Below are 10,789 nucleotides of genomic sequence, written 5' to 3' on the forward strand. Positions count from 1 at the left end.
TTTCCGCGCCCCGCCGTCCGGCCCGGTACGCCCGAAGTGCCCGTCCTGCCCGGTCGTGCCCCGGTGCACGCGGCCTGCGACCGGGGGCGACGCGGCGGGCCCGCCCCCACGCGGTGGGGGCGGGCCCGGTGCCGGTCCGAGGGTGCGGGCGGCGTCAGTCGCCGCCGTTCGGCGAGGGAGTCGTCTTCTGGATCTGGAGCAGGAACTCGGCGTTCGACTTCGTCTGCTTCATCTTGTCCAGGAGGAGTTCCACCGCCTGCTGCTGGTCCAGGGCGTGCAGCACCCGGCGCAGCTTCCAGACGACGGCGAGCTCGTCGCTGCCCATGAGGATCTCCTCCTTGCGGGTGCCGGACGCGTCGACGTCCACCGCGGGGAAGATCCGCTTGTCGGAGAGCTTGCGGTCGAGCTTGAGCTCCATGTTGCCGGTGCCCTTGAACTCCTCGAAGATCACCTCGTCCATGCGGGAGCCGGTCTCCACCATGGCCGTGGCGACGATCGTCAGGGAGCCGCCGTCCTCGATGTTGCGCGCGGCGCCGAAGAACTTCTTCGGCGGGTAGAGCGCGGTCGAGTCGACACCACCGGACAGGATGCGGCCCGACGCCGGCGCGGCGAGGTTGTACGCGCGCCCCAGGCGGGTGATCGAGTCCAGCAGCACGACGACGTCGTGGCCCAGCTCGACGAGCCGCTTGGCCCGCTCGATGGCCAGCTCGGCGACCGTGGTGTGGTCCTCGGCCGGGCGGTCGAAGGTCGAGGAGATGACCTCGCCCTTCACCGACCGCGTCATGTCGGTGACCTCCTCGGGCCGCTCGTCGACGAGGACGACCATGAGGTGGCACTCGGGGTTGTTGGTGGTGATCGCGTTGGCGATCGCCTGCATGATCATGGTCTTACCGGTCTTCGGCGGGGCCACGATCAGGCCGCGCTGGCCCTTGCCGATCGGGGAGACCATGTCGATGATCCGCGTGGTCAGTGCACCCGGGTCGGTCTCCAGGCGCAGCCGCTCCTGCGGGTAGAGCGGGGTGAGCTTGGTGAACTCGGGCCGGCCCTTGCCGCCGCCCCCGTCCGGCGCGACGCCGTTGACGGAGTCGAGACGGACCAGCGCGTTGAACTTCTCGCGCCGCTCGCCCTCGCGGGGCTGGCGCACCGCGCCGGTGACGTGGTCGCCCTTGCGCAGGCCGTTCTTGCGGACCTGGGCCAGCGAGACGTACACGTCGTTCGGGCCCGGCAGGTAGCCGGAGGTGCGGACGAACGCGTAGTTGTCGAGGATGTCGAGGATGCCGGCGACCGGGATCAGGACGTCGTCCTCGGAGATCTGCGGCTCGCCGCCCCCGAAGTCGTCGCGGCCCCGGCGTCCCCGGCGGTCGCGGTAACGGCCCCGGCGGCCTCTGCGGCCGCCACCGTCGTCGTCGAAACCGTCGTCACGGCGGTCGCGGTTGCCACCGCCGCCGCCCTGGCTCTGCTGGCCGCCCCCGTCGTTGCCCTTGTTGCCGCGCTGACGGTCACGCTGCCGCTCGCGCTTGGACGGACGGTCCTGCTGCTGGCGGTCCTGCTGCTGGCGGCCGCCCTTGCCGCCGCCCTGGTTCTGGCCGCCGTCGTTGCCCTGACCGGAGCCCTGGCCGGACTGGGCGTCCCGGCCCTGGTTGTCCCTGGCGTCCTGCTTCGGCGCGTCCTTCCGCGCGTCGGCGGTCTCCGCAGCGGTCTCCGCGGCGGCCTCGGCCCGGGTGCGGCGGCCCGGGCGCTCGTCCGCGCCCTGGACGGGGATGCCGACCTGCTGGTCGGCGGCCTTGTCGCCGTCGCCGCCCGTGTCACCGGTGCGTGCGCGGGAGGTGGCCCGGCGCTTCGGCTTCGTCTCACCGGCTTCGGCGGACGCGTCCGCCTTCCCGGCGTTCGCGCCGCCGGAGCCGCCCGCGGCCTGCTTCTCCTTGATGACGTCGATCAGCTGGCTCTTGCGCATGCGCGCGGTGCCCCTGATGCCGAGGCCGGAGGCAACCTGCTGGAGCTCGGCCAGGACCATGCCCTCGAGCCCGGTGCCCGAGCGCCGGCGCCTGGGGGCGGCAGGAGCGTCCGTGGCGGGCGCAGCGCCGTTGTCCGCGCTCGTCGCGCTGTCGGCGTTGGCGCCCATCAGATCGGTGGTGTCGCTCACGAAGGGTCCTTCCCTGGAGCGGGCGTCGGCCTGTCTGGCTCGGCGACCGGTCGTGCTGTCCGGCTGCGGTCCCTCGTCCTTCGGACCGGCCGGGGCGGTGGTCCCGCCTCTACCTGTACGTACGGCGGAAAGATCATTCAATGGTTCGGCGTGAAACGGTGACACATGTCCATCACGCCGGTTCCGGAGCGTGCACGGCACTGCTCGGCAGGATGCTCAAGCGGTGAGGAGGGCTCCCGGAAGAAGAGGTGGTCCCTGACAGGGACACCGTGCACCGCACTCTACGGGTCGTCGGCGCGACCCACGAGACTGCGAGTGCTGACTTGAGGTTAACACTACCGGCTCCAACAAACATTCCCCCTCTCCCGCACCGGCAATCCGATCTCACGAGGACGTGCCGCCCGTCTCCAGGGGCAGCACACCGGCCCCGGCGGCGTCGAGGCCCAGCCGGTTGGCCGTCCAGTGCTCTCCCGCCGAACGGGCGACCCGGTCCGCCGCGTCGCCCTCGGTGAGGGCCAGCACGGTCGGGCCCGCGCCGGAGATCACCGCGGGCACGCCGTCGGCACGCAGCCGCGCGACCAGCGCGGTGCTCTCCTCCATGGCCGGCGCGCGGTACTCCTGGTGCAGCCGGTCCTCGGTGGCGGGCAGCAGCAGGTCGGGGCGCCGCGTCAACGCCTCGACGAGGAGCGCGGACCGGCCGGCGTTCAGCGCGGCGTCGACGTGCGGGACGCTGCGCGGCAGCAGGCCGCGGGCGGTCTCCGTCAACAGCGGCTTCTCCGGCACGAAGACGACCGGAACGACCGTCTCCGCAGGGTCGAGGCGGACCGCGCGGGCGGCGCCACCCTCCGTCCAGGCGATGGTGAATCCGCCGAGCAGGCAGGCAGCGACGTTGTCGGGGTGGCCCTCGATCTCCGTGGCCAGTTCCAGCATCGCGGTGTCGTCCAGCCGGACCTCGCCGCCCGTGGTGACCGCGCGGGCGGCCATGATGCCGGCGCAGATGGCGGCGGAGGAGGAGCCGAGGCCGCGGCCGTGCGGGATGCGGTTGGCGCACACCACCTCCAGGCCGCGCGGCTGCCCGCCGAGCAGGTCGAAGGCCGTGCGGAGGGAGCGCACCAGCAGGTGGTCCTCGTCGCGCGGCAGGGTCGCGGCGCCCTCGCCCGCGATGTCGACGTGCAGGCCGGAGTCGGCGACCCGGACCACCACGTCGTCGTAGAGGCCGAGCGCCAGGCCCATCGAGTCGTAACCGGGGCCGAGGTTGGCGCTGGTGGCGGGGACGCGCACCCGTACGGCGGCTGCGCGGAACGCGGGACCGGCCATCTTCCGATGACTCTCCTCGTGTGGTTCTTCTTTCACGTGCGGGTCGTGCCGACGTGCGGTCGTGGTCGACGTGCGGGGGCGGCGGGGTGCGGCCGCGACGGATGTGCCGCACCGCACCCGTCACCTGCCACGGAGCCGCACATCGTTGCTTCCGTCGCACGTGCGTGGGAGGGGGTTGGCACCCAGCCTATCGAAGGAAGGTTCCCCGGCGACACAGGGCGCACGGGAGGCGCACGATGCGTGTCGGATCACCGTACGTGCTCCGCACCGCCGGTGAGCTGCGGCGCTCCGGACCGGGCGTGCTCCCGTGGGCCCCGCCGATGGCTGAAACCCGCCCCGCGGTCTTGACCGGCCGGCGGGCGGCGGGGCGCCGTCAGGCGCGCGGGACCGTCCCCGTCACGCCAGCCCGAGGCGTTCGGCGGCGGCGTCCGCGTCGACGGGCACCACGATCGGCTGCGGCGCTCCGGCCACAGCCCAGTCGGGGTCCTTCAGCCCGTTCCCGGTGACCGTGCAGACGATGCGCTGCCCCGGATCGACACGGTTCTGCTCCGCCGCCTGGAGCAGACCGGCCACCGAGGCGGCCGACGCGGGCTCCACGAAGACGCCCTCCTCGGCCGCCAACAGCCGGTAGGCGCGCAGGATCTGACGGTCGGTCACCGACTCGATGAACCCACCGGACTCGTCCCGTGCCTGCTCGGCGAGCGTCCAGGAGGCGGGGTTGCCGATCCGGATCGCGGTGGCGATGGTGCTGGGGTCCGTCACCGGCGCACCGTGCACGAGGGGCGCGGCGCCGGACGCCTGGAAGCCCCACATGCGGGGCGTACGGGTGGCGGGGCCGCCGGTCGCCGGGTCCGCGTACTCCCGGTAGCCCTTCCAGTAGGCGGTGATGTTGCCCGCGTTGCCCACCGGCAGCACGTGGATGTCGGGCGCGTCGCCGAGGGCGTCGACGACCTCGAACGCGGCCGTCTTCTGCCCCTCGATGCGGGACGGGTTGACCGAGTTGACCAGCGCGACCGGGTACTTCTCGGACAGTCCGCGCGCCAGGTTGAGGCAGTCGTCGAAGTTGCCGTCCACCTGGAGGATCTTGGAGCCGTGGACCAGCGCCTGCCCCATCTTCCCCAGGGCGATCTTGCCCTGGGGCACCAGCACGGCGCACACCATCCCGGCACGCACCGCGTACGCCGCGGCCGAGGCACTGGTGTTGCCCGTGGAGGCGCAGATGACGGCCTGCGCGCCCCGCGCCTTGGCGTGCGTGATGGCCATCGTCATGCCGCGGTCCTTGAAGGACCCGGTCGGATTCGCGCCCTCCACCTTCAGGTGCACGTCGCACCCGGTGGCGGCGGACAGCACACGGGCGGGGACGAGCGGCGTGCCGCCCTCCCGCAGGGTGACGACCTCGGTCTCCGCGTCGACGGGCAGCCGGTCGCGGTACTCCTCGATGACGCCGCGCCACTGGTGGGTGGTGGCGCCGGCGGGCATGCGTTCCATGATGGTCATTGTCCTCGTTGCTCCCCTTGAACCCCTTGTTCCCCTGGAACCCCTCTGCGGCCGCGTCGTCCCCGCGCCTCCTCGCGCGGGTGCGTCACGGCCGGCCGGCCGGGCGTAGCTCGCTACGCGCTACTCGCCCTCGACCCGCATGATGCTGGCCACGCCGCGCACGGTGTCGAGGCCGCGCAGCGCCTCCACCGTCGCGGTGAGGGCCGCGTCCGACGCCCGGTGCGTGACCACGACCAGCCACGCCTCGCCGTCCTTGCCCTGCTGGCGCACCGTGTCGATGGACACGCCGTGCTCCGCGAAGACGGTGGCGACCTGGGCCAGCACACCCGGCTTGTCGGCCACGTCCAGGCTGATGTGGTAGCGGGTGACGACCTCGCCCATGGGCGAGACCGGCAGCTGCGCGTACGCCGACTCGCCCGGCCCGCGCGCGCCGTTGACCTTGTTGCGGCAGGCCGCGACCAGGTCGCCCAGCACCGCCGAGGCGGTGGGCGCGCCGCCCGCGCCGGGACCGTAGAACATCAGCTGCCCGGCGGCGTCCGCCTCCACGAAGACCGCGTTGTACGCCTCGCGCACGGACGCCAGGGGATGGCTCAGCGGGATCATCGCCGGGTGCACCCGGGCGGAGACGCTGCGGCCGTCCGCCGCCCGCTCGCAGATGGCCAGCAGCTTGACCGTGCAGCCCATGCGCTGCGCCGAGGCGATGTCCGCGGAGGTGACGTCGGTGAGGCCCTCCCGGTGCACGTCGTCCAGCCGCACCCGCGTGTGGAAGGCGATACCGGCGAGGATGGCGGCCTTGGCCGCGGCGTCGAAGCCCTCGACGTCGGCCGTGGGGTCGGCCTCGGCGTAGCCGAGCGCGGTGGCCTCGTCCAGCGCCTCGCCGTAGCCGGTGCCGGCGGTGTCCATCCGGTCGAGGATGAAGTTGGTGGTGCCGTTGACGATGCCGAGGACGCGGTTGACCTTGTCGCCCGCCAGCGACTCGCGCAGCGGCCGCACCAGCGGGATCGCGGCGGCCGCGGCGGCCTCGTAGTAGAGGTCGGCGCCGTACTTCTCGGCCGTCTCGTGCAGGCTGGCGCCGTCCTCGGCGATCAGCGCCTTGTTGGCGGTGACGACGCTGGCGCCGTGCTCGAAGGCGGTGGTGATCAGGCCGCGTGCGGGTTCGATCCCGCCGATGACCTCGATCACCACGTCGATGTCCGCCCGCTGCACCAGACCGCTCGCGTCCGTGGTCACCAGCTCCGGGGCGATGCCCTCCCGCACCCGCCCCGGCCGGCGTACGGCGACCCCGGCCAGTTCGACCGGGGCGCCGATGCGCGCGGCGAGGTCGTGCGCGTGCGTCGTCATGATGCGTGCCACCTCGGAGCCGACGACCCCACAGCCCAGCAGCGCCACTTTCAGCGGACGCGTACGCATCATTCGACCTCGCTCACATCTGTTGTGGTTGTCCAAGTCTCACGCACGGGTCCGGTTCGTCCACGCCCCATCCAGCATGTGGAACGTACGTCTCACGCCGCGCGCTTCGGTGGTCGGGTGTGTCCCGTTGTTCCGGGAGCCCGACGTCCCGGCGGGCCCGCCGGGACGGGAGTCCGGCGGGTCCTCCGTCCCGTCAGCCGACGTCCAGCCGCGCCAGGTCCTCCTCCGTCTCCCGGCGCACGATGACCCGCGCCTCGCCGTTGCGCACCGCGACCACCGGAGGCCGCAGCGCGTGGTTGTAGTTGCTGGCCATCGAGCGGCAGTACGCCCCGGTCGCCGGCACGGCGAGCAGGTCGCCGGGCGCCAGATCGGCCGGCAGGAACGCGTCCTTGACGACGATGTCGCCGCTCTCGCAGTGCTTGCCCACCACGCGGGACAGCATCGGCTCCGCCTCGGAGGTGCGGGAGACCAGCGACACGCTGTACTCGGCGTCGTAGAGCGCGGTGCGGATGTTGTCCGACATGCCGCCGTCCACACTCACGTAGGTGCGCAGCCCCTCCAGCTCCTTCACGGTGCCGACCTCGTACAGCGTGAACGCCGTCGGCCCGACGATCGCGCGGCCCGGCTCCACCGACAGGCGCGGCACGGACAGCCCCGCCGCCCGGCACTCGCCGGTGACGATGTCGCCGAGCGCCTTGGCGATCTCGTGCGGCTCCCGCGGGTCGTCCTCGGAGGTGTAGGCGATGCCGAGGCCGCCACCCAGGTCGATCTCCGGCAGCTCGACGCCGTGCTCGTCCCGCACCTGCCGCAGCAGGCCGACGACGCGGTGCGCGGCGACCTCGAAGCCGGAGGTGTCGAAGATCTGCGAGCCGATGTGCGAGTGGATGCCGAGCAGTTCCAGGCTGTCCAGCTGGAGGACCCTGCGCACCGCCTCGGCGGCCTGCCCGTCGGCCAGCGCCAGGCCGAACTTCTGGTCCTCGTGCGCGGTGGCGATGAACTCGTGGGTGTGCGCCTCGACGCCGACGGTGACGCGAATCTGCACCTTCTGCACCGTGCCCAGCTCCCGTGCGAGGTGCGCGACGCGGGCGATCTCCTGGAAGGAGTCCAGCACGATCCGGCCGACTCCGGCCTCGACGGCCTCCCGGATCTCGGACGTCGACTTGTTGTTGCCGTGCAGGGCGATGCGGTCGGCGGGCATGCCGGCCGCCAGCGCGGTGTGCAGCTCGCCCGCGGAACAGACGTCCAGGTTGAGGCCCTCCTCGTGCAGCCAGCGCACCACGGCGCGGGAGAGGAACGCCTTGCCGGCGTAGAACACGTCGGCCTCCGAGCCGAACGCGTCCCGCCAGGCGCGGCAGCGCTCGCGGAAGTCGGACTCGTCCAGGAAGTACGCCGGGGTGCCGAACTCCTCGGCCAGGTCCCGGACGTCCAGCCCGCCGACCGTGACCGCGCCGGTGTCGGCGCGGACGACCGTACGGGCCCAGATCTGCGGATCGAGTGCGTTGAGGTCGGCGGGCGGCCCGGAGTAGTGCCCCTCGGGCAGTACGTCGGCGTGGCGGGGCCCGGCGGGGTGTGCGGATCTGCTCATGAGCGTGGCTGGTTTCCCTCTACAGGTGTGCGGGTGCGGTGACACCGAGCTGGGACAGGCCGCCGGCCAGCACCGTTCCGCAGGCTTCGGTGAGAGCCAGGCGGGCGCGATGGGCGGCCCCGGGTTTCTCGTCCCCCCGGGGCAGGGGCGGGCAGGCCTCGTGGAAGGCGTGGCAGGCGTCGGCGACGGCGGTGAGGTGGCGGGCGAGACGCCCGGCGTCCCCGGCCTCGACTATCCGGCGCTGGTCGGCGAGCAGCGCCAGCAGCCCCCGCTCGGCGGGAGCGCCGTACCCGTGCCCGCCGGCTCCGGCCTCGGGCCGCAGGCCCAGGTCGGTGGCGTTGCGCAGCAGCGCCCGCGTGCGGGCGTGGGCGTACTGCACGCGGAACAGGGAACTGCCGTCCGTGCGCGGGAGCGACGCCTCCGGCGCCTCCCCCGTCGCCGCTGCCCAGCGGCTGACGTCCTGCGCGGGCGCGTCGGGCGTGCTGTGGTCCGGCCCGGTCAGCGCGCGGACGAGGGCGGCCCTGCCGTCCGCGTCCAGCGTGACGTCGAGGAACCCCGGCCCCTGCACCTCGACCCCGGCGACGCCGCTCTCCCCGGCCAGGGTGTCGGCGACCGTGCCGGCGAGGCGCCGAGCGTCGTTCCCGCTCGCCCTGGCGGCCTGGAGCACCGCGCCCGTGGCATAGTCGCCGCTCCCCCGGCGCGGCGGTGACTCCACCACCACCCGCCCCGGCGCGGCATCGCCCACCGCACCGCGCAGAACGTGCTGCACGGTGCTCGAGAGCTGGGCCGGTGTCACGTGGCACAGCCTAGGAGAGAAGGGGTGGTATCGCGCCAACGGGTTCCGTCTGCTGGGACGGCGCGCCGCGCTTCCTCCCCCTGCTTCCGCACCGGGCCCGCGTGGGACCCGCGTCGGAACGGCAACTCCGCTGCCGCCCCCGCGCACCCGTCGACCGTCTCAGCCGTGCGGCACCGACGGGGCACCTTTCCCGCCCCGGCCACGCGCCGAGCGCGCCTGGCAGGCCAGCCGCCGCACCATCCCGACCAGCACCGAGGGCTCGAACGGCTTCGCCAGCACCGCGTCCACCCGTGCCGCCTCACGGTCCCCCAGGCCCCCCGCGCCACAGGCCGACACCAGCGCCAACGGGATCTCCCGCGTCCTCGGATCCGCACGCAGGCACGCCGCCGCCCGCAGCCCGTCCAGCCGCGGCATCACCACGTCCAGCGTGATCACATCGGGGCGCACCCCGTGCACGACCTCCAGGCAATCGGCACCGTCGTCCGCGGTCACGACCTCGAAGCCCTCCAGCTCCAGGTTGACCCTGATCAGCTGCCGGATCACCTCGTCGTCGTCCACGACGAGCACCCGGCCGGACGCGCCCTGCACACCCCGAGCGTATGCGTCCGATACGCCCCGCGTCCGCGTTTTGCCTGATTCCAACCGCCCCGGCCCACGCCCCAGCGCCCACGGGAAACCCGTTCCGACCCATCCCCTCCGGGCTGGTAGTGTTCTACCCGTCGGCACGCACAGCGCGCCACGCCCCCGTAGCTCAGGGGATAGAGCAACGGCCTCCGGAGCCGTGTGCGCAGGTTCGAATCCTGCCGGGGGTACTCCTTCTGAAGTGCCCAAAGACCCCGTGACCAGCGGAGACGCTGAGCGCGGGGTCTTCTTGCGTGCGCGGCCAGCACGTCGACGGCTTCGCGGAGGTAGCGGTAGGCGGTACTCAGGGTCGAACTCATGCCGACGCCACCGGATATGGGCGAGGCGGCGCAGTCGACGGGCCGCCGCAGATGGCCGCCCTCTCCTCACACGGTCGGACTTCACCCCACGACCTCACGCCCTGCCAGAACCACAGGTCGCACGGGGACCTGGATGTCCGGGGCCCGGTCGCATGGGACCGGACGCCGTTCACCGGGGCCCGGTGAGCCCGGGACTCCTCCCAAGGACTCAACTGATGAAGGACTTCCCACCCACCCGCCCTTCCCGGTGGAGCCACCCGTCAGGGTGAACCATGCACACAGGGTGGCGAAACGGGGTTACTGTCGGCGGAGACATCCAGACAAGTCGGCCCCCGGCCAGGATTGCCGTCCCGGACGCGAGGGCCTCACCAACAAGGAAGCTGAACCCTTCCCCATGGCTACTGCGCAGCTTAACGCGCCGGTATCCGGCGCCATCCATGTCCGGACACGCCTGTCCGGGAACTTCACCATCCTGGCCAACCGCCTCGCCCGGCGGCCCGGCAGCGCCGTCACCGTAGGCGTCGCCCTCTACATCAACTCCATGCCCGACGGCACCCCCGTCACCATCGAAGCCCTCCAGAAGCACTTCACCGAAGGCGAGACCGTCATCAGCCGCGCCCTGCGCGAACTGGAGGCCGACGGCTGGCTCGAACGCCGCGTCCTGCGCGGCCCCGGCGGACGCTTCGTCACCCGCACCTACGTCTACACCCTCCCCGAACTCGCCCACCCCGACGACACCCAAGCGCCCCCGACCCGCGCAGCCTCGGCGGAGCCGGCACCACCCTGCGTGGATGCGGCAACCTCGTTGCCACATCCACGCATGAAGCCCCCGGAACCCGAACGGGCGCGCACCCCGGCCGCATCCCCGGCCGAACCCACCCCACCGCACCCGCACCCCGAACCCGCCGGCGGCCCGGCCGACGGCCCCACCACCCGCCCGGCCAGCCCCGAAGCAGTCGCGCTCCTCACCGCACTCGGCACACGCGACCCCCGACTCACCCTCTCCCGCCGCGAGATCGACCGCCTCGCCCCCGGCGTCCACGCCTGGCTCGCCGCCGGAGTCCGCCCCGCCCGCATCACCAGCACCCTCACCAGCGACC

8 protein-coding genes and 1 tRNA gene are annotated in these 10,789 nt (G+C 73.0%); 2 read left to right on the top strand and 7 right to left on the bottom strand.

What is annotated here, in order from left to right:
* Positions 1-154 precede the first annotated feature (154 nt).
* The 7 genes from rho to K304_RS0125630 form a co-directional block, all read right to left on the bottom strand.
* Entirely contained in the window at positions 155-2,143 is a 1,989-nt protein-coding gene (gene rho, locus K304_RS0125600; protein WP_027766035.1) for a transcription termination factor Rho, read from the bottom strand.
* A gap of 384 nt (positions 2,144-2,527) precedes the next feature.
* A complete protein-coding gene (gene thrB, locus K304_RS0125605; protein ID WP_027766036.1) occupies positions 2,528-3,460 on the bottom strand; it encodes a homoserine kinase in 933 nt (310 codons plus the stop codon).
* A gap of 396 nt (positions 3,461-3,856) precedes the next feature.
* Positions 3,857-4,948 (bottom strand): threonine synthase, encoded by a 1,092-nt coding sequence (gene thrC / locus K304_RS0125610; protein ID WP_027766037.1) that lies wholly within the window; start codon positions 4,946-4,948, stop codon positions 3,857-3,859.
* A gap of 129 nt (positions 4,949-5,077) precedes the next feature.
* Positions 5,078-6,370: a homoserine dehydrogenase gene (locus K304_RS0125615; RefSeq protein WP_027766038.1), complete on the bottom strand. Its 1,293-nt coding sequence runs from the start codon at positions 6,368-6,370 to the stop codon at positions 5,078-5,080.
* Positions 6,371-6,560: 190 nt separating this feature from the next.
* On the bottom strand, positions 6,561-7,952 hold the full coding sequence (lysA, locus tag K304_RS0125620; RefSeq protein ID WP_027766039.1) for a diaminopimelate decarboxylase: 1,392 nt from the start codon (positions 7,950-7,952) through the stop codon (positions 6,561-6,563).
* Positions 7,953-7,971: 19 nt separating this feature from the next.
* On the bottom strand, positions 7,972-8,748 hold the full coding sequence (locus K304_RS0125625; RefSeq protein WP_051308844.1) for a DALR anticodon-binding domain-containing protein: 777 nt from the start codon (positions 8,746-8,748) through the stop codon (positions 7,972-7,974).
* Between the two features lie 159 nt (positions 8,749-8,907).
* The gene (locus K304_RS0125630) at positions 8,908-9,411 is read right to left on the bottom strand and encodes a response regulator (protein ID WP_486591812.1); all 504 of its coding nucleotides are present in this window, start codon (positions 9,409-9,411) and stop codon (positions 8,908-8,910) included.
* A gap of 77 nt (positions 9,412-9,488) precedes the next feature.
* On the opposite strand from K304_RS0125630, the gene K304_RS0125635 reads away from it, so the two are divergent.
* Together K304_RS0125635 and K304_RS33805 are read left to right on the top strand one after the other, a co-directional pair.
* Positions 9,489-9,560, top strand: a tRNA-Arg gene (locus K304_RS0125635).
* 523 nt (positions 9,561-10,083) lie between these two features.
* On the top strand, positions 10,084-10,789 hold a 706-nt coding region (locus tag K304_RS33805; RefSeq protein WP_199779683.1), incomplete at its 3' end, for a hypothetical protein.

The sequence above is a fragment of the Streptomyces sp. CNS606 genome (genome assembly GCF_000426325.1).

Excerpts from the sequence above, each read along its gene's own strand:
- K304_RS0125615 (WP_027766038.1), bottom strand. The coding sequence starts at position 6,370 with ATGATGCGTACGCGTCCGCTGAAAGTGGCGCTGCTGGGCTGTGGGGTC.
- thrB (WP_027766036.1), bottom strand. The coding sequence starts at position 3,460 with ATGGCCGGTCCCGCGTTCCGCGCAGCCGCCGTACGGGTGCGCGTCCCC.
- thrC (WP_027766037.1), bottom strand. The coding sequence starts at position 4,948 with ATGGAACGCATGCCCGCCGGCGCCACCACCCACCAGTGGCGCGGCGTC.
- lysA (WP_027766039.1), bottom strand. The coding sequence starts at position 7,952 with ATGAGCAGATCCGCACACCCCGCCGGGCCCCGCCACGCCGACGTACTG.